We start from the raw sequence: 26160 nt of genomic DNA, 5'->3' as shown, positions 1-26160 counted from the left end.
AACCTCAATCGGTGACACGGAATCGAACAGAATCGGCGCATTCTAGTAGCCGTTGACCAACTGAATAGTGGCATCCAAAGTTTTCCTCGTCAGTTTCGCGCCCGTTCAGCAGGTCCGAGTGCTCAGCAGGTCCGAGCGTCCAGCAGGTCCGAGCTTTCCGCGACACGGCGGTCCCTATCGTGGGCGCAACGAGTTTCACTCGCCCGGATCACAGCCAAACGAGAAAGCCCTTGCCTCGCGGTTCGCTGGCAGCGTATTAACTTTCTTGGCGAACCCCCGAAAGGGTTCGTGGCAAATCGTCTCTTACCTTTGCGTTGGTGTCTCTTGCCGTTTTTCTCAAAATCGTTCTTGCCCCGTCGTCGCAGTCGCAAGCGCCCCTCGGTCGTTGTCGGCACCGTACCGGGCACATTGGTCGAGCGTGAGGGCGTGGCGCGCGGAAAGATTCGCGTCATCCAATACGAGCGACGCAGCCATACCGACCAGACCGTGAATTCCGTCGACCAACTCGATGACCTTATCGGTGAAGCCAAGGTCAAGCCGCGACGAGTCGAACCTGACAATGTCGCAGGCGTCGAAACCAGCAAACCCAAGATGACGAACTCGCGGCCAGTAACATGGATCAACATCGATGGTGTCGGCGATGTGACCACGCTAAAGGAACTGGCCAAACGCTTTGACATCCACCCCTTGGCTCTCGAAGATGCCGCCAATGTCTATCAACATGCGAAACTGGAATGTTACGGCGAGTCGCTGTTCTTCGTCGTTAGGATGCCAACGGGTAACCAACAATTTGAAACCGAACAAGTCAGCATCTTCTTGCTCGACGACGTCGTGATCACGATTCAAGAAAAACCTGGCGATTGTTTCGACGGACTGCGAAACCGGATCTCGAATAGCCTTGGACGAATTCGAAGTCGAGGCGCTGACTACCTGACCTACGCGATCATTGATGCGGTTGTCGATTCCTACTTTCCAGTGTTGGAACGTTATGGAGTTGAGTTAGATGAGATCTCACATCGACTCGAAGGAACTGAAAGCCGAAGTCTACCACTGCACCTGCACGAAATTCGCGCTGACTTGTTGTCGATTCGCAAGACGGTCAACCAGCATCACAAAGCTATCAACGACCTTGTTCGCGAAGGTGAAGGATTCATTGCGGCCGATACATCGTTCTACTTTCGCGACTGCCAAGACCACCTGCAGCGATTGATGGAAGCCGCCGACACGGACCGCGAAACGTGCGGCGAACTGCGTGAACTCTACTTCGCCATCTTGGGTGAAAAGAACAACGACGTTTCGAAAGTTCTCACCATCATTGCCACCGTGTTCATGCCGATCGGCGCTGTTGCTGGCGTCTACGGGATGAACTTCGACAGCAACATTTCTCAGTTCAACATGCCTGAACTGAGTTGGGCTTTTGGCTATCCGTTCGCACTTCTGCTGATGGCGTCAATGGCCGGAAGCCTGCTTACGTATTTGTACCTGAAAGGTTGGCTCACGCACTGATCGCAAGAATGTCGCCAACAAACCAACGGGTTCAATGAAGCGAACGCACTGACCGACAGCACCGTTTCGTACTTGACTAACGTTGCTACCCGGCGCTGCTCCACCAACGCTCCTTGACCGGCGCTGCTACACCGACCCTGCTTGACCGGAGTTGCTTGACTAGTTCTGAGCTTCCGCCGCTTTGGTTGCGGTGTTGGAACGACCGGAGAGAGGCGACATGTACCACCTAGCAATCGCTTTGATCCGGCGTCCTACGTCATCGCCCGCCATGACGGCGCACGGCACCAGGAACAACGTGATTCCGGTGGCAAACAGGACGCCAAAGGCCAGCGATACAGCCATAGGAATCAAGAACTGAGCCTGGATTGAATCGTCCATCATCAACGGCAATAAACCGACGAAAGTAGTGATCGAGGTCAAGAAGATGGGCCGAAAGCGTTTGCCACCCGCTTCAAGGGCAGCGTCAAGCAGCGATACGCCGGTCGCCTGTTTGCGATTGATAAAGTCGACCATCACGAGCGTGTCGTTCACCGCGATCCCCGCCAACGCCAACATGCCAAAGATCGACAAGTACGAAGGTGTCAAATCCAAAAAGATGTGCCCCAAAAGAGCGCCGATGATCGCAAAGGGAACTGCCAACAAAACATACAGCGGTTGAACCAACGATTTTAACGCGACCGCAAGCAACCCGTACAAGGTCAACAGAAGCAGCGTGGATCCGATGATCGTTTGGCGTTTGGTTTGTTCCGCTTCGGCGACGTAGCCCAGGTATCGGTAGGTCAGGCCCGCTTCACTGCAAAGTGCATCAAGCTTCGGGTTCAGCTCTTTCGCAATTCCCATCACGTCAACGGCCTCGTCGATTGGCGAGGCTCCTAAGCGAAGGATTTCAGCTTTGTCGTTGCGTTCGACGTGCGAAGGGGATTTGACAAAGTTGATCTCTGCCACGGTATCCAAAGGCACTTGAGCACCAATGGGCGTTCGTATCTTCAACCGATCTAGCGTATGAAGCGAGCGACGATCTTCGAGCGGCAATCGCAGCATCACTCGAATATCATCGACGCCTCGTTGCAAGCGCTGCGCTTCCTCGCCAAAGAACGCCTGGCGGATTTGGCTAGCCAAGATCGCTTGGGTAAGACCAAGTTCAGCCGCACGAGGCTTCAGACTGATTTCCAGTTCATCTTGCCCGTCGTTGATACTCGCCCATTGATCCTTGAGCCCATCATAGCCTTCTAACAACGCTTTAATTTGGCGAGCGACCTTGCGTTTCTCAGGCGACGCGGGACCTCGTAATTCGATGTTTAGTTCTTCGTCGTCATAGCCGCGATCGCGAACAAGCTTGTCTTCCGAGCGAGTCTTGAATTGGCTCGCTTCGGGGATCTCGCCCACCAGGTCGCTCCATCGTGTCGCAAGCTCGCTATTCTTTGGTCCTGGCACGGTCCGCTGGTCCGGCGGCAACACTTCGAACGCCATGTAACCGCGTGACTTATCAAATCCAGAACCTGGCCGACGTGCGCCGGTTAGCCGGACGACGTTCCCCACCATCGAGCGTCCGTTGCCTGGATCGACAAACTCGGCTCGTAATTCGTCCAGCGCTTTTTCAATGCGATCCACATAGCGATCGGTGACTTCCAGTGGCGTGTCGTTGGGCAAATCCAGGTACGCACTAATTCGTGTGTTGTCGACCGTCGGGAACGCAACAAAACCCAATCGACCACCAACGCAGTACCCGGCCATCAACATTGCTACAGCAATGAACCCAGCTATCACGGCGTAGCGAAATCTCACCGCCATACGAAGAACTGGCTGATAGAACGTCGCGATAGCTCGCTCAAGCCCCTTCGCGATGCCCGCTTGAAATCTTGAAAACCAACCCTTCCCCGTTTCCTTTCGAAGGTGCTTCAAGTGAGCCGGCAAAATCCACTTGGACTCTAGCAGCGAAAACAAAAGCACCGGTGCCACGACAGGCGGGACCTGACGAGCGTAATCGCCCCAGGTACCGTCGAAGAACATCAGCGGCAGGAATGCCACTACCGTGGTGAGAGCACCAAAGGTTACGGGAGTAGCGACTTCACGAGTTCCTTCCACGGCGGCTTCGAGTGGTGGAACACCGTCCATTATCTTTGAATAGACATTCTCGCCGGTAACGATCGCATCATCGACGACGATGCCCATCACGATGATGAAGCCGAACAAACTCATCACGTTGGCGGTCAACCCAAACCAGGGCATGAACAACACCGCACCGGCGAAGCTAACTGGAATTCCAATGACGATCCAAAACGCCAAAGCGGGTCGAATGAACAATCCCAAGATTAGCAAGACAAAAAAACCGCCTTGCAGCAGCGACCATGCGAGCGTGCTGAGCCGATGCCGAATGGCCACCGATTCATCGTCCCAGATTTTCAGTTCGATCCCCGGCGGAAAACGCGTGGATGCTGTGCGAACGTACTCATGCACTTTATCGGCAATGTCGATTGCACTTTCACCACCGACTCGCATTACCGGAACGATCAGTGCGGGCTTGCCATTGAACAGTAGCTTCTGGTCGCCTTCCACAAACCCGTCGCGTACCGTGGCTACTTCTCCGAGTCGCACTTCGGCGCCCGCGGACGAACGAATCGGAATCTCAGCGTATTCAGATTCCGAATAAGCTTGGCCTCGCGTGCGGACGACGAACGTGCCACTGTCGCTGTCGATGGCACCGGCGGGCAAGTCCAAAGAAAAACCGCGAATCGCGTCGGCCAAATCTTGAAAGGTTAGGTTGTAGGCCAACAGTTTTTCGACGTTCACCTCGATCGATACCTCGGCGTCTTTCGCGCCCTCAATATCAACGCGACTGATTCCGGGCATCTCCAACAGATCTCGTTGAACTCGCCGCGCTGCTCGTCGCATTTCGTGAGGCGACAAGTCGCCCATGACCGCGATTTCTAAGATGTCGAAATAGTTCGCGGACTCTGGGATGAAAACTCGCGGAGGTTCCGTTTCCGCAGGAAAGGTGGTGATGGTGTCGATGCGAGCTTTGACATCGTCCATCAATTCGCGAAGATCCTTGCCTCGACGAGCGTCCAAGTGGAATCTTGCACCGCCGCGAGACCCATCAGCATTAATCGATTCAATACCGTCGACGCCTTCTAGAGCTTCCTCGATCGGAATCAAAATGGCCCGCTCGACGTCCTTCGCTGTTCCCCCGCGATAAGACATCTCGACGATCACCGTGTCCCAACTTAGTGCGGGAGTCACTTCCAGCGGAACATGGTTGAGCGCGACGTATCCGCCGGCGACCATGATCGCGATCATCAAGAAATTAGCAGCGATTCCGTTGACGGTGAACCAACGAATCATGGCGTCGGTTCCAATTCTGCCGGCTCACCAGCAAAGGCGTTCCCACTGTCAACGTCCGGAATGATCTCCACAACACTACCCTCGGGTGCATAAACGAGAGTCGTGGTGGCCAACAATTCGCCCTCACGCAGCAACCCTCCCGGAACAACAACATTGTCCGAGTCGGTCCACAGGGGATCTACCGACAACGATCGCAGCGTTCGCTCTTTGCCGTCGATCAAGTAGATCATGTCCAAACGACGAACGGCACCTCGTGGAATCGCGACCACATCATGGAGGGTTTCGCCTTGTATTTTCGCGACTACGGGTTGTCCGATCCGCAGGATGCGATGGTCAGATTTAAGTGCAAATGGATCGTCGATTCGAGCGATCGCGAACAGCTCTAACGAATCGGGATCCAGCGCGCCTTCGGTGCGAACGATCTTCGCATCCCATACGGCTTCAGAGTCACTGTCGATTGCGTCTCGCAATTCCACACTTACGGTCGGGTCGCCTTCCATCTCCGGAAGCTTCAAATGCCGGAGCTCTCGATTCGCAATTGGCAAGCGAACTTCGGCGTAGTCAATGGCAAAGACTTCACCAAGAACCGTGCCGGAGCTAACTAATTGCCCCACTCCGATCAACTTCGACGCGACGCGTCCGTCAAAAGGAGCGTAGATCTTTGTACGCTGCAAGTCGCGGTTTGCTTGATCGACCGCTGCCGCTGCGATTTCGACTTGCGACTGCGCCTGAACCAATGCAGCGAATGTACTGTCTCGCTCGGAATCCGAAGCGCTATTGCGATTGGAAAGCGACTTCATTCTTTCGTGAGCCGTTTCGGCAAGCTTCAGAGTCGCTTTGGCGAGTTGATGTTGCTCACGAGCGACGATCAATGCCGTCTGGTAATCGAGGCTATCCATCTGCAACAACAGCTCGCCCGATTTGAAGTACGAGCCGACTTCAAAAGCACGCTCAGTAGACCGGATCGTGCCGGTAACTTCCGCGCTCAAGGTCACTCGGTTGTGCGGCCCAACGACGCCGTGCGTTTCAATCTTGACGTCATAGTCACTGACATGCAGCGATTGAACACGACTGCGGACGGCTTCTTCTTTGGTGGGCCTGCTTTTTCCGTCATCGACCTCGACCGAAAGGAGGGTATACCCATATCCACCTCCGGCAAGAATGGCCAAAGGAATGATTAAACGAACAATGGCTTGAGCCAAGAGCTTCATGTCGAAAGGTCGCTAAGGGTCGCCAGAAGTGGCGGGGTGGGAATGAAACACTATTGTGCTCAATCAAGCCCTCGCGTCCAGGGAGGAACCGAGAGGAACTAAGAATCAACGAGGGAAACGTTCAATTCTGTTCGCATTTTCCGGGTGAAAACGTTCCTTCGGTGCTGGCAATAACCCGCCAAAAAAAAATCCAAAATCGCTGCAAATCGCAAACGCATATTACCGTCATCGTCAACGCGTCGATCACTCGCAAGAGACCTCAGCGGCACGGCACTTGCGTTCACTACCGGCCTGCTTCCGACAGTTCGGCGGTTTCTCTCCTGTGACAACTCAGTTTTGTCGGTCAAGTCAGCAGATTTGGGAATCTGGATGTGCTAGTCGAAACGTACTCGGATACGCCTCCCACACCAGGAACCTTCATGATTGACCTCATCCGAACCAAGTTGCTCACAAACCGTTCACCCAAGTCCTCGCGCGTTCGCGCATCTGCCGGAATCAAACGCCGCCGTACGCACCTGACTCGATTGATTGGCGAGCGACTCGAAGACCGTCGCGTGCTTGCCAGCTATGTGGTTGATACGGATATCGACATTGTCGCCGAGGATGGGATGTTGAGCCTTAGAGAGGCGATTCAAGCGGCGAATACCAATGCGGTAGTCAACGCAGACACGGTTGCAGGTGAGTCTGGTAGCACCGCCACCGACACGATCTCGTTCGCCGACGGTCTATCGCAAATCAACCTGGGATCTGCATTAACGGTAACTGATTCCTTGGCGATATCGCTCGGTGACGCTTCCTCGCAAATCATCAGCGGATCCAATGCCACGCGAATCTTTTCCATTGAAGCATCCGGCGATGGCCCAGCAGTCGTGTCCCTCGCTGGCTTAACACTCACCGATGGAATCGCAGATTCCGGGGGAGCGATCTTTGTTGCATCCGGCCAAACGCTGAATCTAGATTCCGTCACTCTCACCGGGAATGTCGCGACAGGCTCCGGTGCATCCAGCGGTGGTGGTGCAATCTTTAACGATGGCGGTGATGTTAACATTGTGAATTCGATGATCTCATCGAACCAAGCCGCAGCGTCTGCATCAATTGCCTTGACGGGGGATCAAGAAAACCCAGCCGTGACCACTCTGGCAACAGGGCAGGCCTTGTTTGTCTACGACCCAGTCACTGATCAATTTCAAATTGACCTGTTCGTGACAGGGATAGAGACTGACGACAACGATGCTACTTTGCCGGAAGTTACGGGTGCCCATATTCATATTGGAGCCGTGGGCGTAAACGGCCCGGTTGTCGTCAACCTGGATTCCAACAATTTCGTTAGCGAGTCTGGCGGTATTCGCTTGCGATTGAATGACGTCGATTTCCCGAGCGAGAGCCTTAACGACCTGCTTGCCGGCAACGCCTACATTAATGTCCACAGCACCGACAATCCATCGGGCGAAGTCAGAGGTCAAATTTCCTTTCCAGCAACGATGGGCAGCGGCGGCGGTATCTTCAACAACGACGGTACTTTGACGGTAACTGACTCCACTATCGCGTCAAACATTGCCAGCCGAGCCGGCGGCGGAATCGAATCTAATCGTGGCACACTCACACTCTCGGGAGTGACGCTCGACAACAATGTTGCCGGTCCATCCGGATTTGCGTCCCCCGGCAACGGCGGTGGACTTCACATCACTGGCGACGGTGATGCGACGATCACTGGCGGCACGGTCAATGGCAACACAGCGGCACTTGAAGGTGGTGGACTTTGGAACGGCAGCGGCGAGATGATCGTCTCGGGAACCATGATCAGCGGCAACACCGCATCGGGTGACGGCGCCGACGATGGCGGCGGCGGCGTGTTCAACAACGGTGGCACGCTGACGATCTCNANTGCGACCATCGCTAGCAACGTCGCCGACGGAACCNCCGGTAGTGGTGGCGGAATNNTGAATTTGGGTGGNNTNGTNNCNATCACCGATACCGAANTCACNTCCAACANCGCCAATCGCGCTGGTGGCGGTATTGAAACCGCGGGCGGAACCGTTGACTTGAACAACGTGACGCTTGGAACAGTAGAAGCGGGCAACTCGGTNGCTGAAAACGCCGCTCCGGGTAACGGTGGTGGACTTCACATCGGTGGCGAAGGCGTTGTCACGATCACGGGCGGATCGGTTGCGGGCAACCAAGCGATCGAAGGCGGTGGGCTTTGGAATTCGCCAGCCGGAACGCTGACCGTCGACAGTGTGATGATCTCCAACAACACGGCAGTCCGCGGTGGTGGTATCTATACCGAAGAAGGTGAAGGAACGCTGAACCTCGATGGCGTCACGGTTACCAATAACACTGCTACTGGTAGTGAGGCCACTGATGGCGGAGGTGGAATTTACAACTTGGCGACGACAACCGCAGTCGATTCGTTCATCACTCTGAACGTTGCAAACGGGGCTTCAGGCAGCGGCGGGGGCGTGTTTAACAGCAGCTCGTTCACTGCAACCGACACCAAAATTACAGGCAACACTGCAAACCGCGCTGGTGGAGGGATCGAAGCGATCGCTGGTTCGACCACGACGCTTTCGGGAGTGACGCTCAATGATAATGTTGCCGGTCCAACTGGATCTGCAGCACCGGGCAACGGTGGTGGACTTCACATCACTGGCGACGGTGATGCGACGATTACCGGCGGCACGGTCAATGGCAATACGGCGGCACTTGAAGGTGGTGGACTTTGGAACGGCAGTGGCGAGATGATCGTCTCGGGAACCATGATCAGCGGCAACACCGCATCGGGTGACGGCGCGGACGATGGTGGCGGCGGTGTGTTCAACAACGGCGGCACGCTGACGATCTCCAGTGCGACCATCGCTAGCAACGTCGCCGACGGAACCGCCGGTAGTGGTGGCGGAATCTTGAATTTGGGTGGCGTGGTTTCAATCACCGATACCGAAATCACTTCCAACACCGCCAATCGCGCTGGTGGTGGGATTGAAGCTACGGCTGGTTCGACCACGACACTTTCAGGAGTCAGCTTGGATATGAACATCGCTGGACCTGAAGGATCTGCGTCCCCCGGCAACGGTGGTGGACTTCACATCACCGGCGACGGTGACGCGACGATCACCGGCGGCACGGTCAATGGCAATACGGCGGCTCTTGAAGGTGGTGGACTTTGGAACGGCAGCGGCGAGATGATTGTCTCGGGAACCATGATCAGCGGCAACACCGCATCGGGTGACGGCGCCGACGATGGCGGCGGCGGCGTGTTCAACAACGGTGGCACGCTGACGATCTCCAGTGCGACCATCGCTAGCAACGTCGCCGACGGAACCGCCGGTAGTGGTGGCGGAATCTTGAATTTGGGTGGCGTGGTTTCAATCACCGATACCGAAATCACTTCCAACACCGCCAATCGCGCTGGTGGTGGGATTGAAACTACGGCTGGTTCGACCACGACGCTTTCAGGAGTCAGCTTGGATATGAACATCGCTGGACCTGAAGGATCTGCGTCCCCTGGCAACGGAGGTGGACTTCACATCACCGGCGACGGTGATGCGACGATCACCGGCGGTACGGTGAATAGCAACACAGCGGCATCGGAAGGTGGAGGCTTGTGGAATGGTTCAGGTTCAATGATCGTCGCCGGCACCACGATCGATGGAAATGTCGCCTCCGGAAATGACGCGGACAACGGCGGTGGTGGTATCTACAACTTGAGTGGAACTCTTTCCGTGACCGACGCGACGATCATCAATAATGTTGCCGATGGAACTTCGGGTAGCGGTGGTGGAGTGCTCAACGAAGGGTCGGTGACGTTCACCAATACAACGATCGCTGGCAACATTGCCAATCGCGCGGGCGGCGGCATTGAGCTCACTGATGGTTCAAGCGTTGAACTGACGGGCGTTGAGCTTACGGATAACGTGGCTGGTCCAGAAAACACCGCTGCCCCTGGAAACGGAGGCGGTGTCCACATCTCTGGTAACGGATCGCTGACACTTACTGAGACCACAGTAAGCGGCAACGTGGCTGCCAATGAAGGTGGTGGTTTGTGGAACAGTGCGGCCGGAAGCATTGATGTCATCCGATCAACGATAGCCGCCAATCGTTCTGGCGATGGTGGCGGAATTTTCAACGACGGTGAAGCGGGAGATGTTTCCGTTATCAATTCCACCATCGCAGGAAACACGGCCTCTGGGAACGGTGGCGGTATTGCCAGCGAAGGTGCATCCGTCACTTTGGTTAGCGTCACCATCGCAGACAACTCGGCGGACACTGGGGGTGGCGTTTCCTTCTCCTCAGGAACAGTGACGTCTACGAACTCGATCATTTCTCGCAACACAGCAGTAACGGATCCTGACACGTCTGGTGATGTGACCGACAATGGAAACAATCTGATTGGTGTTGAGGCAGGATTGGGTCAACTCGCGGACAACGGCGGGCCTACCCAAACCGTTTCGTTAGTCGCTGGCAGTCCGGCCTTGGACGCTGGTATCACCGCGGGTCTATCGACCGATCAACGCGGAGTATCGCGTCCGCAAGGAACAGCGTCCGACATTGGTGCTTTCGAATCGGATCTCGCTGCCCCCATAGATTCGAGCCTGTCCATTACCGCACTTGACGCCAACAAAGCGGAAGGCGATTCGGGCACGACGATGTTCACATTCACTGTCACCCGAAGCGACAATGTTGCCGGTACAGCGACCGTGAACTACACCGTCGATGGTCGTGGTTCCAATCCGGCCGGGGCAAACGATTTCCAGAATGCAACACTCCCGAGTGGCGTCGTTACCTTTGCCGCCGGGGAAACATCCAAAACCATCTCAGTGCCGGTTTCCGGCGACAACTTGATCGAACAGAACGAAGGCTTCTTGGTCACGCTGAGCGACCCGTCGGAAGGTTCGGTCATCGTGAGTGCTGTAGCCGAAGGAACCATCGTCGATGATGACTTTAGCGATCGTGAGACCAGAGTCGTGATTCCGGTAAGGGTCGCAGGTCCTCAAATCGTTCTGGGCGATAGCATCCCGAGTGCGATCATCTTTAAGGCGGTCCTTGATACTACGGTGACCGTATCGGCAGTCGGCTTGGCATCGGTCACGGAAACCATTCGCATTCTCGATGGCAATACGAACCCGATCGGTCAGTTCGTTGACGGAATTACACAGGCGACGCTTGTCGCCGGTGAAATGTACGCAGTATTGTTCGAGCCTCAGACCATTGACCGTATCTTCCAGGTGAGTTCATCCAGTGGTCCCGAAGCGTTGTCAACACTCGCCTCCACCAACATATTCGCGCCCACCGACACAACAGCCGACGGTACAACCACGGCGTTGGACGCGTTGGTAGTTATCAACCAGATCGCTCGCCAAAGCGTCGGTGAAGGTGAACAGGTCGATTTCGCATCAGGCATGTTCCTTGACGTTAATCGTGACTCGAACGTGTCGGCGCTCGATGCCCTATTGGTCATCAACCACCTCGCTCGACAGGACCGAGCCTTCAGTGGCGAGTCGGCAGAGTCGGAACTTCAAGCACCGTTACCGGTAACCGATTCAGTTCAAGCGGAAAACACCGATACTATTTTCAGTGACCCGACGCTCGAGTTGGATATTGACGCGAAACTTTCGATGGCCAGCGAATTTGAAGCGTTCTCAAGCAACGCTTCGAGCAGTCCTAACTTTGTCGACACGGCGATCGAGTCGATGGAAGAACCAGAAGACGCTGGGCTACGGGAACTGGATCTGGAACGATTGTCCCTGAACTTTCTCTAGAGCGTGTTCGTGGATCGTATTGAGAACTTGATGAATCAACCTTGCGGCCACCACTGTTCGTGGTCGCAAGAGTGAGGAACAATGCGGGTTCGTTCTATCACGCTATCGCTTCAAAAGTCCGGAAGCGGTATCGATGAGCAACCTGCTTGGCCTTCCCTTGGGAATGCCCGACTGGCTCTTATTCCGATCGCGCCATCAACCCTACTTGTTCGTCATCTCTTCTACGAATCTATCATCCGAGCAGTTCGATGCTGTTGACCACTCACGCAGCGCACGTGTGCGATGCTACCAGTGCTATCGTCCTCGCGCCATGTGTTTCTGCGACCGGATTCCAACGATCGACAATCGGACGGGCATCATTATCTTGCAACACATGCGTGAGCGTTTTCATGCGTTCAATACGGCCCGTATTGTTCGTAAGGCTCTGACGAATTCGACACTTCTGGTCGACCATAATCTCCCGCTTGCTGACCGTCTCGCCAAACTGTCGCTTGCCGATGACGTTGGCGTTCTCTATCCCGGGCCTGAAGGTCGGCTGCTGACGGACCTCCCGCGTGCGGAGCACCCGAAGCAATTGGTAGTGATTGATGGAACGTGGCATCACGCGAAGACATTACTGCGAGACATTCCACAACTCAATGAGTTACCACGGTTTCGGATTGAGCCAACCGAACCGGGGAACTACCGAATACGTCGCGAACCCAACGACACCGCATTGTCGACACTCGAAGCGACCGTCGCCGCCCTGCGATCCCTTGAACCGGATACTGAAGGGCTCGATGAATTGGTTGCCGCTTTTGATGCAATGGTTCAGGCTCAATTGGATCACCCTAAAGCTCGTGACGGATGGCGTGAAAACAAACGACGCAGTCACAACACGATGGGAATCCCCCGAGCAATCCTTGCTGACCTTAGCAACATCGTCGTCGCCTACGGCGAATCCGAACCGGGAATCACTAAGGAGGGTAAGGTTGGGTGTAAACGATCGCCTCGCGGTCGCGACCGACGGCATCCCGTCGTTTGGTTGGCAGAGCGACTAAATACTGGCGAACGTTTTCAAGCCGTTATTAAACCTCGCATGGAACTCCCCTCCGATTTCCTAGATCATGTCGAGCTACCTCTGAGCACATGGAACGGCTCAATGTCAACTTCGCAGTTTGTCGAATCTTGGAGTGCATTTCTTCGTCCGCAAGATACGTTGGTTACATTCCATGCCAGCACGCGTCGTCTGCTACGCAATGCGGGTGCGTTGGTGCCCGAGAGTGTGATCTTAAAATCCGTGAAGTACGATCCAACGCACCAGCACGCGACACTTGAATCGTTTCTTCAGAGCCAGCAAGTTAGTGTCGAACCACCGTCACACCCCGGCCGACCAGGTCGACGACTCAGCAGTGCCATCGCGCTCACTCGTTTTCTTAATCAGCGTGGTTCATCCGCTGCCGATATGACGTCGTGACGTCATCGCAATTGAAATCGAAGATAGCCTCAAGATGGTTGGTCCATCGTCTCGAGAAAGTCAGATGCTTGCCGCGGGCCAAGCGGTTGTGCGTCGCCCCAGAGTGTGCTGGTTTCGCCGAGATGCCAGACTAACGATGGGTGAGGCAACCAAATGGGAATTCGTTTTCGCCAAGCCCAGCGTCCGATTCGGCCGTCGATGCCGACTTGTGGATTTTCACCCTTCGGTTGAGTGTCTGCAAAACTAGCTAGCCACTGATGCATCGCCTCTTTGCCGAATACGAACGCCTGAGCCCCGTATTGGATCTCGTTGTCACGCCGATGCCAACCTGTGTTCTGCTTCGCTTCGACGCCACTGCAAAATAGTGACGCGATTGATCTAGAGCCAATCCTTTGCATGACGACTTCAAGGTAGTGTCGTAGATCAGAATAACGGGCGAGCAATGCGTCGTCCTGCAGCAGCAAAAACGCATCCGCAGTTGGGTACCGATGGTACAACTCGGCGATCATCAGGCAAAAGTTCGACCATCCGCCCACGGCTGTCGATCGTTGCGTAACATCCACGTTCATGAGGCGACCGGACGTCGCAAGAACATCTCGCAATTTGGCTAGTGTGGTGTCGACACTCATGGGGCCATCCACGAACAGACTCGCATGAGACCAACCTGATTCGCCCAAGGCTGCCAGTGTATCGCCTAAGGTTTCCTCTTCGCGGGACGCCGTGGTGATACCAACAGCCCAGCAAAAGCTCGAGCTCTTTTCGGGCGATGCCAACTCGTGTTGCAGGGGCGGCAACGGAATGCGCTGTTGCAAATCGCTCAGTGTCAACGAATCCACGGGACCGGACGCCAACGGCGGCGAAACCGCAAATGTGTCTGTCGCGAGCGTGATGGGAATGCGATCCAAAGCAGCACTTCGCACACTTTCGAGTTTTGCTTTCTGGTTCGGTGGCACATCGGAATCCGCGAGCATTTTGGATGAACGTTCCAGTATCAAAGACGCGATGGTGGGGTTCCATCGCGTAACCTGAGGCTCGGATTGACGGCAACAGCATTCGCAAACTTGCGGCTCGACGACTGAGAATTCATGCCCCGAGTCGCCTAAAACTTCTTCGATTAGGCTGCAACCAATGTGAGATGAAGCTTCCTTGCGGAACACGCATTCCAGATGGTTGCGACGAAAATTGGTCATGGTTTCGCTTCCCAACGTTCGGCTGGCTCGCATCGCGAAAGAGATCCGAAGATGCGAGGATCAAAACCCCCCGACTTCATCAAATTCAAACGCCGCCGGAGTTCCTGTTGGCACCAAACGCGAGTCGGACTGCCCATGCGAGTGTGTCCGTGTTGAGTTGCCGATTGGTCATGCACTCGATACTCGATCATCGGCCGCTTCGTTACCGAAATACTCGCTCCCGAAAAGTACGCGCGCAGCATGTACTCGCTGTCGACTGACGTGCGGCTTCGCAGCACGGTCCCAAAATCGGCGAACCCATTCATCCGACAAAAGAAGGCTCGGCGATGAACGATGGTGGGGTTTTCTACGAAATACCAACTCTCGTCTGCGGCCGGATAGCGTGAGTATCGCATCAGCGTTGTCGAAGACTGATTCGATGACTTGGACCCGTACTCGGTCAACTCAGTCGATCCGAACAACTCCGTCGCCCCCGCGAACATATCGCACTGCGTCAACGTCGCTCGCTTCAGGGAATGTCGCAGCCGATCGGGCAAACTTCGATCGTCACCGTCTTGCGTCACGATCCAATCATGCTCAAGATGCGGAACGACTCGGTTGAACGAAGCGAACTGACCAATATTTTCGCGGTTACGATAGATGCGAACGCGATCGTCGCTGGCATAGTGCGACAGCCAATTGACCAATTCCGACTCGGGCATTTCGGTGGCATCATCAATGAGGTGCAACGTGAACTTCGCTGCGTGTTGACTTAAGACACTCTGAATCGCTTCATCGACGTAATCCAAGTGCCCTCGAAAGGGCAGCACGACATCGCACCCAACCGTCGCGTCGGGGAATCCAATCGCGTTGGATTCTAAGATGCTTCCCGAGAGTTCATATCGAGGCACGTCGTTGCAAATCACGTTATGATCCGCAACCGGCGGAACGCTGGCCTTGTTAACGTCTTGATGCGTACCGCGTTGCATGTCTAGCGTTCCGGCTACCTGCTTGCCAATCGCGAACTTGCGTTGCTCGGCGACCGCTCGGCACACCCATTCAACATCAACATCATGGTCTCGCTCGGCAATCCCGCCCATGTCGACGAAGGACGCGCGCCTCAACACCAGCGTCGCGGGGTGAATCGAACGAGTGGGCGAGGTCGGGTCAGGCAACGACGAATCAACATAATGACCTGAGACGTTCAACGATCCCGCGTAAATTTCCGCGCCTCGCTGGTTCATCAACTCAAAAGCACGAGCAATGTGAAGCGATTGTGCCACCACACTGGTCGAAGCAATGGCGATATACGGCGTTTCAAGTTTTCCCACGATGCATTGGATCGCCGCAAACGTACGCCCGGTCCAGGAACGCTGACGGCGAAAGAGCGAACTAGCACCAACCGTCGAGTGTCGGTGCAACCTCACGCTCGGCTCGTCGGCAAATCGAACAATCGCATCGTCCGATGGTTTCGATGCAGCAACCAAGTGCAACAACGGAAACGCTTGTTCCTGGTCCAGCCAGCTCCTCACGCTGCGTTGAATGGCGTCAGGCGAATCACTGTCTTCGATGACGAGTACGGCGTCACATGCCGCCAATCCGCTGCCGACCGAGATCGTACGGCGGGAAGCACGCTGGATAACTGAACTTGCGATCTCGCGCAAATAGTCATCCTGCGATACATCACAAGCGTGCGCGTTCTTGTCGGTTTGCTTTGCACCGAGCGTGAGCGATGCGATCACCTCGCCAATCCGCTCGGGATTCACTTTTCCATCGCCGACGCAATACTCGCACGCAGAGCGATCCACGCGAGTAGCATTCAATATCACCCCATCGTCTGAGGCGTTGTTCCGAACGCCGATGCCAAGCACACGAGCTGCTAGCTCGCAGTGGGCGGTTTCTCGTGAATTGTCGTAACGCACATCCTGTCGAAACGGACATGCGATCTTTGTCACGGCTGGTAAGTCCAAATCATTTCTTTAGCAACGTGAGCATGGCCGAGTTGATCGACGACTTTCTTCACATCCGGGTAGGTTGAATTGTTGTAGTCATGACCACACAACAATCCGGTCTTTGGCTTCAGTCGTGTTGACCATGCGCTAATATCAGCTCGCAAAGCAACTTCATCGTGCGCACCATCTAGGTAAACAACATCGCAAGATTTCGCAGGAATAAAGCCAGCGGCTTCGACGGAATCAGACTTGATCATGATGATTCGCAAATCATCACGCTCGCTCATCACGTCCTCGTAGCTTGTTAATAACGATTGCCCGGCACGTCGCTGAAGTCCGAGTGAAATGTCAACCGTGATTAGTGTCGATTTTGGCGGAAGCGATAAACCCACCGCGACGAACGATCGACCGCACAGTGCCCCCACTTCGGCCCAAATCGCTCCTGGGTTCAGATTTTCTGCGGTCGTTATTAACCACTGCAATTCGCCATCACTAGCATGCCCAGGAATCGCTTGTGCTCTTTCCAAAAGCATCTGCTGCGTGCCGTACAGAGGTGTACCCGACGACCCGGCGCTCAACTGCACATCTTTCAGAACCGAAGGCGTTTGTCGAAATTGGCCTTCGAACATGCCGGATTCGGCGGGTGGGTTTCCTGGCTTTGCGTTAGGCAACGATTGATCGGAATGCAGATTCCACGAACTGCCTCCCCAGGCCCAAAGTGCTGTTCCGTGAGGCGCTTCGCGAAAACCGGTTGGCGTTGGGTCAGGTGCATTTGACGAATTCATGATCTAGCTCTCTAAGGAAGGACATCGAAGTTCAGATCGAAAACAGCAGGTAGTAACGCTTTACTGAAGAAACAAATATTAACTCTCGGGCAAAGCCGTTGGAACTTTAGAAGGCGACGGAACACTCACTTCGCTGGATTTACTTGCCTTTGTCGTTTCAGACGGGATCGTTCGAACGACGCGAAAACCCACCGCACGCCAGTTGATTTCTCTAGGCAGGTAGCGATCACTATCAACTTCAAAGCGATTCGTTTTCTTGTGTCCGTAGCTCATGCCTAGCGACAACGCGAGGTCTTCGAACCGGTTAGACGTCCATTCGTAGCAATTGCCACCCAAGTTAAAAATTCCGATACGGTCGGGTTTGGAACCACCGATACGCTCGGGGCGATCATTCGATTTTGGCATAATATTGAGATACTCATAAATCAAAGTGTCATCGTTGAAACAAGCCACCCTTGCTTTATCGACGCTCCACAAGTGCCGCCATTCTGCCGCCACTGGAAGCCGATATCCCTTTCGATCGCGGTAGTCTTGTGCCAATTCGAACTCTCCGTGCTCGTCGATTTCGTAGGCCAAATCAGTATCGGACATCCCATCGCGGAGCGTTAACCATTGGCAATAGGCGACTGCTTCGGGCCATGTGATCACACCAACAGGAGCACGAACGTCGTCTGACTTTAATTCCTTTTGATGCTCGTACGATGTATCAAAACGCATGAACTGTTCCACAGTCGTTTCACCGCAAGCAACTTCCATGACAACGTTGACGTCCGGCACATCGGAGGCATCGACGGTTACAAGCGTGATACCTTCCTTGTTGACGCGCCAACCGATCTTGCGTGACGCATCCAGAGCAGATGTCATTAGATTGCTCAGTTTCTCTTCAACCCATTCTTCGTCTTCCATCTGACACAACGACCACCAAGCTGCCGCGTGCGTTCCGGGATCAGTGTCATTTGCGAAAATGTCTCGCATTTCTAATCGTAGCGATCTGATCTGCTGATCGTCTTGAAGTGTCAGCCCCATTTGTCCGGCAGTGAATAAAACGGTATGGCGTACAGAGCGTTCCCAATCGAACTCTCTTTTTTTGGCCGACTGCTTTGACAACGAAGCTATTCGCACCCAGTCCGAGGGATTCAGCATCGTGTTGCTGCTAAGTGAACCAGCGGCTAACTGTGGCGTAGTGTGGATCAGGACACCTGCAAACATCGAATCCGAACAGACTTCCATCAGTTTCGAAATATTCCCCCATGCTGACGTTACTTGATCTCGATTCTGCGCTGACACGAGCGCCAAGGACGCTAAGTGGCCCCATCGCTTGCCGGCCGAACCAGAACACTTGGGTTTGTGCGAACTTTCCAGTTCATCTTCGATCTGCTTCACTGCGAATTGGTGAAGCGTTTCAAGGTCAGTAGTGTGCGGCAGAACAACCTTCAAAAAGTCTTGGCTACTCAAGTCAGCAGCAAAGCTTAATGAACGCGTGCAATCCCCCGAACACATATCCTGCATCAAGCCGATGGCCGCATCGCGACGAGCATCTGGAATATCTGAATTGGCTTGAGCCACAAACTCATCGCGTAGGATCATCGCCAAGGGCGATGTTAGCTTAACGAGCGTCGCATACTGAAGACGATTCGAGGTGGCCTCGATAAGAATTAAGTCCGTCAGCAATTCTCGGTGGCCCAAGAGAACGTCTTTGTACGTGTCGTCACACGAGGCCAACATTAATCCGGCACGTAACCGCCGAGCCGGTGCGACGCTTTGTTTGCTCAAATCAACAATCAACAACTCACTAATTCGGTGCGGCCAATGCGGCTTCTGCTTTAACGCCAAAGCCAACAAGTCAAACGGTGCATCGCTTAAGCGATCGTGAATTAAGCGATCGAAGTCGATGCCATCTGATTTAGAAGTTCCACGCGATGCCTGTTCGTCGTCGGGAAGCACCAAGGCGGCCAAGAATCGTTCGCGGCCATCGCGAGAAGAGTCGCTAGCGATCGCTCGCAAATCGGGGAATGTATACCGTGAGTGATCCCTGATCGCGTTGATCGTGTTAGGCAACTGAGCGGTGGTCGAAATCCGCAACTGATTCACGAGAACGTCGGATTTCGATTGCCCCCGAATCTGGACTGTCGCGAAGGCGATCAGAACGCCAGCCACAGCCAACAGTGCCAAACGCCATCCGTAAAAGACAGATGCGGCTCGTAGGATTGCTCGTTCCGAATTGTCTCGATACCAACTCTTGGCCAGAACCAAGAATCGCACCAAATCATACAGCGAAGGCAATTCACGACGACTTGGTTCTCGCTGCCATGCCGCCGCACGCGTTCGTAAGTCACGCCGAGCACGACTGGCCATGGTGGCACTCTCGTGATGCGATATCCACTGACGAATTGCGGGGACCAACGAATCATGCGTTAGCTGGTAAAGCCGTGTTTCCGATGTATCCGCGGACGAAGACTCAACCAATGTGATTAACTTCAGTTCTTCGTCGAGTATGCGCAATAATTCGTTTCCGTTCGCCGGATCGCGTTGTCCACCAAGCAACTGCAGCAACTCATCTTGGGGAACGGGTGCGCTGCGGATCAACCCTGTCTTGGGGAGCATCGCATCGAGAAGTTGACGAGCAGACTGGGCATGGACGCGGTGGTCCTTACGAGACGACGGAAGGTCAAACGACTCAATCAAAAATCGCTCTACGATCCGATCCATTCCTCCAAGTTTTCGCAAACTACTACGCGTCCAATCACGCGACTTCATGATCTCGGCGAATAGTGTTAGCCGGACCGCGACGACATGTTCGTCGATCGCCAGCAATTCAACGGCTTCGTCGATGAACGCCGATTGCTCCCGGCGAAGTTCAGCACCTTCTTGCCCAATTCGGCCGTAGGCTCGACCAAACATACGAAGCAACTTTGCGGCGTGATGCTTGTCTAGTAGATCGATCATCGCTAAGTTGTGCGACGGCGTAAGCGGGATGTCCATCTCACGCATCAAACGCGATATCGCCAACCAAAAATCGTCGCGAACCAAAAGGATCGCTTGCAAGCTTTCCCCATCGCACTGGCGCAGCGCACGAACCATCGTTTGGCGTTCTTCCGGATCCGCAGCACTAAGCCACTGCTCGAACTGATCAATGACGATCAAAACCTTTCGGCCGTCATGGGTTCGTTCGCCACGGCGTCGAATCCACGCCATTCGTTCGTCCAACGAAAGCTCTGGGGTCGATTTTGCGCCCGATGAGGGATCGTCGCTTCTTAGATCGCTAAGGGCATTCGAACTACCGGACTTCTTGTCGAGAAGCGTGGCTAGGTCCGCGATCGTGCTTCCAGCAGTGGCGTCGAGCATGCACACCTGGACTCGTGGATCAAGCGATGGAATCAAGCCGGCTCGGACAAACGAGCTTTTACCGCACCCCGAGGTTCCGTAAATGACTCCAACGCGAAACGGTTCCGTAGTGAGTTGTTGACCGTCCCGAGCCGAAACGGACTCTCCACTTTCATCACTGAGCCGGAAGATTGAGCTCCGCTTGTCAGTGTCTGAAACCGAAGGGTCGATCCGGTTCTTCCAAAACCGAATGCTCTCTGGCAACCCGTGAAGGTCATACGGACCGGGCAACATGTGCCGAAAGAAAGTAGCGTCGTGCGCGTCGTACGATCGCAAGCCTTTCGGAATCACGACCACGCGGGAGCCGTCGCTGGTCTTGACGGATGATGGGCCCTTCAATGCTGCGGCGATACTCGGTTCATCCGCCGACTCATCGCATAGCCGCAGGCACTGTTTCAGGTCACTCGCCAAGTCAACCGTTGCCGCATATCGCTGGCTTGCCAGCTTTGCCATCGCTTTTTGGCAGACTTGATCAAGCTCGCGTGGGATGCTTGCGTTGTACTGACGAATGGGTTTTGGTTCGGCATGACGAAGCTTATACAACACCTGCTCCGACGAGTCGCCACGAAACGGTCGTCGTCCGGCCAGTAGCTCGTACAACATCACTCCGAGCGAAAAGATATCGCTGCGGCCATCGACAAGGTGACCTTCACCACTGGCTTGCTCGGGACTCATGTAGCCGGGCGTTCCGATGACTCGACCGCGATCCGATTCATCAAGTTCAGTCAACGCCAACCCGAAGTCGTTTACGTAAAGCGTTCCATTCACATCCTGAAGGATGTTGCTTGGCTTGATGTCTCGGTGAACGATTCCGCATTCGTGGACATGCTGAAGCGTTTCTGCGATATCGATCACGGTCTTGATCGACTCGACGATCCCGAGTTGCCGGACCATGATCGCATCCGCCAATGTTTGCCCTTCGATGTATTTCGAAACGACGTAACACAGGCCGTTCGGCAAATGACCGACGTCATAGACCGGGACGATCTTGGGGTGCTCCAACGCGGCCACCATCATTGCCTCGTCCATGTACCGTTTCAGGTGCGAGGGTCCGAGGATTCGATGTGAATGAGGAACCTTAACACTGACGCGTCGACGAAGTGTTTCGTCTTCGGCTAAGTAGACATTGGCGAATCCGCCTGCCCCGAGAAGACTAATGATCCGATAGCGGCCTACTTGCTTCAGATTGCTTGTGGGTACGACCGGCACGTCACCGACTGAATTGGTGACCTGCGTCGGCATGGCCTCGGCACGCATACCGGCGTAACTTTCGTCCCGAGTGCCGCCATCGCCCGGATGCTCGCTCCCTTGTTTGTTGCTCTCCATCGTGCCGTCCATGTCTAGCTTCGTGCCATCAACGCTGAACGAATCAGAAGGATCGCGATTAGGCATGGACTGAATCTTTCAAATCAATGGCGCTCGGCGTATCTTTGTTCATGGTGTTAGCCGGTGCATTCCTTTATACCTCTTCCTGCTGCGTACGGGTTAGGGACGGGGTATTCTTCGACACAAAGAAGCGCCACCAGTGAATGTTTGAGCACTGCTTCTAAACGGGAAAACTATCGTCCGAACGTCAATGATTCGCCACGGACGACATTCAATGCAAGTCCTGCCGGCAACGTTGGCTGATTCGCTTGTCGGTTCCCTTATCAAACAACGCCGCCACCGATTTTGCCAACGCTACTCGCCGATCCGACCGTCAGCATGATTAAGACATTCGACGACGCTTATCAATTTGTGCTCAAACAAAAAGTCTGCACCGTATTCGGAAGCAAGGGTTCACCGCACGCTTCGCTTTGGGACAACACAGACCTTTCAGAGAAAAAACCTAAGGCTGGCGGATGGAGCCCCAAGGTGAAGGCGGTTTGGGATTGGAAAACTCGCATTCCGCAAACTTACCCAGAGGCTGTGTTCTACGGGAAGGTAGCCGGAGGTGATGCGGTGCTCATGGAGATGAATCACTTTCGCGATGTCCATTTCCCCAACGCTTACCAAGAAGTCAGCGAACTGGACACGATATCGCAAGAAATTTTCGAGATGATTCGATTGGAACCGTCCTACACCGGCCCGCTACGCAAACGCGTGCTCGCACAGTTGTCCTGCACCAAGAGCCAGTTCGATACCGCGTTGAAAAAACTTCAAGTATGCCTGAACATCGTGCGTTCCAATGATCCCCAACTCAAGAACGATTTCTGGCTGCCGATGCAGGAAGTTCATTTCGAACTCGTTCAAGCTCAGCGGAAGGCATAGACCGCAGCACAGCTAGATTCACTTCAGTCCAGCACAGCACAGTCCAGCACAGCACAGTTCAGTTCAGTTCAGTTCAGTTCAGTTCAGTTCAGTTCAGTTCAGTTCAGTTCAGTTCAGTTCAATGCTTAGAACGCGAAGGCCAAAGATGCTGCACCCCAAGCGGTCAGGTGCCACAAAACGTTGCCTGGACAATTTGTTCCGGCAGTGGTGCGTTTTCGTATTCGGCGTACTGGGCGTGTTCGTGGAATGGGTCTTGGGTTACTTCGATGAGTCGGTGAAAAAGAGAGAAGTCGCCTTGATAACCAGCCTCTATCGCTTCTTCGACGCGATGATTGCGAGGGATATAAACAGGATTCGATTGACGCATCAATGCAACCGCCTGATCGCGTTGATCATCTTCAATCCTGGACCTCCACACTTTCAACCAATCCGAGATAGATTTTGGTTGACGAAACATCTGGGTGATTATTAAGTCATCACCTTGTTCCAATGTGGTGGCAAGATGACGAAACAACAGCGTGAAATCGACTTCGTTGTCTGCCATCGCCTCAAGCAATGTGGTCAGCAAACTCCAATCATCGCTGCTTCCTCGCTGAAGACCAATCTTCGCCAGCAAGCGTTTTTCGAGTGCTTCGCGATGAATGGTGTCGTAGGCGTCCAGTGCAGATTCCGCTTTGGCGATCGATTGCTTTTCGTCGCTGTCGATTAGAGGTAGCAACGTTTCAGCAAAGCGAGTCAGATTCCAAAAGCCGATCGCTCCCTGGTTGCCGAACGCGTAACGACCTTGATGATCAATCGAGCTAAAGGTCTTGGCGGGATGGTAGCTATCCATGAACGCGCAAGGACCATAATCAATCGTTTCACCAGAGATCGTCATGTTGTCCGTATTCATGACTCCGTGAATAAATCCCAACTGCATCCAATGCGCTATCAAGTCAGCTTGTCGTTCAATGACACGACTCAAAAGGGTCAGGTAAGGATTATGGGTGTCTCTTGCATCAGGGTAGTGTCGCCCGATGGTATAGTCGGCGAGAACCTGCAAGTTCTTTTGGTCGTTTCTAGCCGCGAACCACTGAAACGTTCCGATTCGAATGTGCGACTGCGCGACGCGAGTAAAAACGCCTCCTTGCGTGGGACCTTCCCGGTACACGTGTTCGCCGGTACCAACTGCGGCAAGTGCGCGAGTGGTCGGAACTCCCAACGCAGCCATGGCCTCGGAAACAATGTATTCTCGCAACACTGGGCCCAGGGCCGAACGTCCATCACCTCGCCGCGAAAACGGCGTCGGTCCTGATCCTTTCAGTTGTATGTCGTAGCGATCACCGCCAGCGTTGACGACTTCGCCCAACAACACCGCGCGACCATCGCCCAATTGGGGCGAGAAACCGCCGAACTGATGCCCAGAATACGCAGTCGCAATCGGCTCGGCCCCCTCGGCAATCTTATTGCCGGACAAGATCTCAAGTCCTTCTTGGGATTCCAACAAATCCGCGTCGCCCTCTAATTCCGCAGTGAGTTGGCGGTTTAGACGAATCAGAAACGGCGCACGAACCGGCGTGGGTGCCGTCGCTTCAAAGAAGGCGTTCGGCAAACGGGAATAACTATTGTCAAAGCGGAATGGCACGAGTTCGCATTTCAATTGAAGTGAGACTTTCAGCGGCGGCATGCGAGCGATCTGGTACTTCAAAACCAGACCGCTTACTCCGGTACGCTAACATAGTCGTCCCCTTGGCGAATCTCCCTATGCAAAAGGACGTCTAAGATTGTCGCATCAATGAATCGTCCTTCAATGATTCGCTAAGCCGGCGATTACGCGTTGAGTTCGTTGCGAAGCACTGCCATGGTTTCAGCTTGCCGCTTTTCGACTCGTTGGCGTGCTTTGTCCGCTTTTTGCTTTGCTGCCTCTGGGTCACTCGCCATTTTGAGCACTGCAGGAACGATTCCAGCAACATCATCGGGTTCGTCTAGATTGAACAACCAGTCACCCAAGCCGATGTCCTCCCACATGTATCCCTTGGAAGTCTGTTCGGCCCAGCGACAAACGATCGCCGGAACACCATGACCGACGCACATGATCGGCGAATGCATTTCGTTGCCAAACAAACCGGCGCTGCGGACATAGGTGCTGACAGCCTCACCGGTCAACCAGTAGTCAGGACGCCAAACGACACGTTTGCGAACATCGTCTGGAAGCCGGTCGAGCAGCATTTCCTTACCGACCTTCATCTGCGTTTGATCTTCGGGACATAGCAACACTTTCATGTCCGTTTTCTGAACAACTTCAACAATCGCCGCCAAGAGTTGCGCATGATCGTGCTCTTTCATCGCTTCGTTGCGAGCATGCTTGATCGGATCGAAAGGCAAGTCCTTAATCGTCCAATACGGTGTGTAGCGAAGTCGGGGAATGCAGCAAAGGAACTTGCTCGTCTCCAAACCATGTTTACTCAAGAATGCATCCGCCCGATCGTCATCACGCAGGTCACATGCAAACGCGCCATCGGGCCCAAATTCCATGATGGGTGCCGAACAGCCTTTCGCCTTCGCAAGTGTCAATGAATGAGAGTCTCGGAAGTAGACGAACCTTGCCCCGCTAAGAAGGCGAATCGTTTCCGCCATCGCGCTTTCCGACGTTGCTTGCGTGGCACTAGATTTCTTAAGCGGCAACGTAATCCCGTAGACACCGTACGGCTTATTCGTTTCTTCGGACCAACGCTTCACATCACGCTGAGCGACCAGCGAAGCCCCCGATCCATGCAACAAGAAATCGCAATCTTCGAACGCCGCCTTCAGTTCGCTCGCGTTCTGAGCAATCTCTAATTTGGGAAAGTTCGAGCGCAACAATTCCTCAACACCGTTATCCAATTTACTAGGCCACAACGTCACCTTCACTTCGGGAAGATGCGTTTCCAAAATTCGCAGCACTCCTGGTGTATGGGCGATATCGCCTATATTCACTGTTTGCCAAGAAGATCGCAGCAATATGTGCTTGGGTTTCGCTTGATCTGCGAAGGCCGCCTGACTGCTTGCCGCCAAAACACCCATCACAGCTAGGAACTCACGCCGATTACTTATTTCGCTTCTCATTAGATAGTTAGTTTCCGATTGCAGTCTTAGTAAATTTTTTCGATTCAGTTTTCACAGTAAAATCATTCACCGTGGTCCCCGTCTATCGCTAAACGCATTCTAAAATACGAGGCGATGCTACTGAGTACAGGCCAATTGGACGTCACGTTCGCGAAGAGCTCCAACAAACGCGACGAATAGGTTTGCACCGCGACTACTGTACATGACAGCGTACGCGAGAGCGACGAGAGACCAACGATTTGCCCGATTCGCTGCATACGTGGCG

General features: G+C 54.2%; 12 protein-coding genes. 4 read left to right on the top strand and 8 right to left on the bottom strand.

The window, feature by feature from the left end; all coding sequences use genetic code 11:
* Positions 1 to 324 precede the first annotated feature (324 nt).
* A complete protein-coding gene (corA, locus tag Pla22_RS12320; RefSeq protein WP_207310339.1) occupies positions 325 to 1506 on the top strand; it encodes a magnesium/cobalt transporter CorA in 1182 nt (393 codons plus the stop codon).
* 159 nt (positions 1507 to 1665) lie between these two features.
* Here the strand turns inward: corA and Pla22_RS12315 are convergent, their stop codons facing one another.
* Both Pla22_RS12315 and Pla22_RS12310 read right to left on the bottom strand, forming a co-directional pair.
* Positions 1666 to 4848: an efflux RND transporter permease subunit gene (locus Pla22_RS12315; RefSeq protein ID WP_146514879.1), complete on the bottom strand. Its 3183-nt coding sequence runs from the start codon at positions 4846 to 4848 to the stop codon at positions 1666 to 1668.
* Positions 4845 to 6059, bottom strand: a complete 1215-nt coding sequence (locus tag Pla22_RS12310; protein ID WP_146514878.1) for an efflux RND transporter periplasmic adaptor subunit — start codon at positions 6057 to 6059, stop codon at positions 4845 to 4847. Before Pla22_RS12310 ends, Pla22_RS12315 begins: the two co-directional genes overlap by 4 nt.
* A gap of 419 nt (positions 6060 to 6478) precedes the next feature.
* Here Pla22_RS12310 and Pla22_RS12305 point away from each other — a divergent pair, with 419 nt between their 5' ends.
* Both Pla22_RS12305 and Pla22_RS12300 read left to right on the top strand, forming a co-directional pair.
* Complete coding sequence (locus tag Pla22_RS12305) at positions 6479 to 11815, top strand: CHRD domain-containing protein (RefSeq protein WP_146514877.1); 5337 nt, start codon at positions 6479 to 6481, stop codon at positions 11813 to 11815.
* Positions 11816 to 11948: 133 nt separating this feature from the next.
* Positions 11949 to 13271: a tRNA-uridine aminocarboxypropyltransferase gene (locus tag Pla22_RS12300; protein ID WP_146514876.1), complete on the top strand. Its 1323-nt coding sequence runs from the start codon at positions 11949 to 11951 to the stop codon at positions 13269 to 13271.
* A gap of 29 nt (positions 13272 to 13300) precedes the next feature.
* Here the strand turns inward: Pla22_RS12300 and Pla22_RS12295 are convergent, their stop codons facing one another.
* The 4 genes from Pla22_RS12295 to Pla22_RS12280 all read right to left on the bottom strand — a co-directional run bounded on the left by Pla22_RS12295 (position 13301) and on the right by Pla22_RS12280 (position 21953).
* Positions 13301 to 14461 (bottom strand): hypothetical protein, encoded by a 1161-nt coding sequence (locus Pla22_RS12295; protein ID WP_146514875.1) that lies wholly within the window; start codon positions 14459 to 14461, stop codon positions 13301 to 13303.
* Positions 14458 to 16395, bottom strand: coding sequence for a glycosyltransferase family 2 protein (locus Pla22_RS12290; RefSeq protein WP_146514874.1), 1938 nt, complete (start codon positions 16393 to 16395; stop codon positions 14458 to 14460). The genes Pla22_RS12295 and Pla22_RS12290 overlap by 4 nt, the downstream gene beginning before the upstream one ends.
* On the bottom strand, positions 16392 to 17177 hold the full coding sequence (locus Pla22_RS12285; protein WP_146514873.1) for a class I SAM-dependent methyltransferase: 786 nt from the start codon (positions 17175 to 17177) through the stop codon (positions 16392 to 16394). Before Pla22_RS12285 ends, Pla22_RS12290 begins: the two co-directional genes overlap by 4 nt.
* 78 nt (positions 17178 to 17255) lie before the next feature.
* Positions 17256 to 21953 (bottom strand): bifunctional serine/threonine-protein kinase/formylglycine-generating enzyme family protein, encoded by a 4698-nt coding sequence (locus Pla22_RS12280; protein WP_146514872.1) that lies wholly within the window; start codon positions 21951 to 21953, stop codon positions 17256 to 17258.
* Positions 21954 to 22265: 312 nt separating this feature from the next.
* Between Pla22_RS12280 and Pla22_RS12275 the strand changes: the two genes are divergently transcribed.
* A complete protein-coding gene (locus tag Pla22_RS12275; RefSeq protein WP_146514871.1) occupies positions 22266 to 22811 on the top strand; it encodes an AlkZ-related protein in 546 nt (181 codons plus the stop codon).
* A 163-nt stretch (positions 22812 to 22974) separates the two neighbouring features.
* Here the strand turns inward: Pla22_RS12275 and Pla22_RS12270 are convergent, their stop codons facing one another.
* Positions 22975 to 24498: a protein adenylyltransferase SelO gene (locus tag Pla22_RS12270; RefSeq protein WP_242631965.1), complete on the bottom strand. Its 1524-nt coding sequence runs from the start codon at positions 24496 to 24498 to the stop codon at positions 22975 to 22977.
* Between the two features lie 122 nt (positions 24499 to 24620).
* A complete protein-coding gene (locus Pla22_RS12265; protein WP_146514870.1) occupies positions 24621 to 25895 on the bottom strand; it encodes a polysaccharide pyruvyl transferase family protein in 1275 nt (424 codons plus the stop codon).
* Positions 25896 to 26160: the final 265 nt, after the last annotated feature.

This window comes from Rubripirellula amarantea (assembly GCF_007859865.1).
Lineage (GTDB): Bacteria > Planctomycetota > Planctomycetia > Pirellulales > Pirellulaceae > Rubripirellula > Rubripirellula amarantea.
The sequence above is the reverse complement of the archived record's forward strand: the minus strand, read 5'-3'. Positions and strand labels throughout refer to the sequence as shown.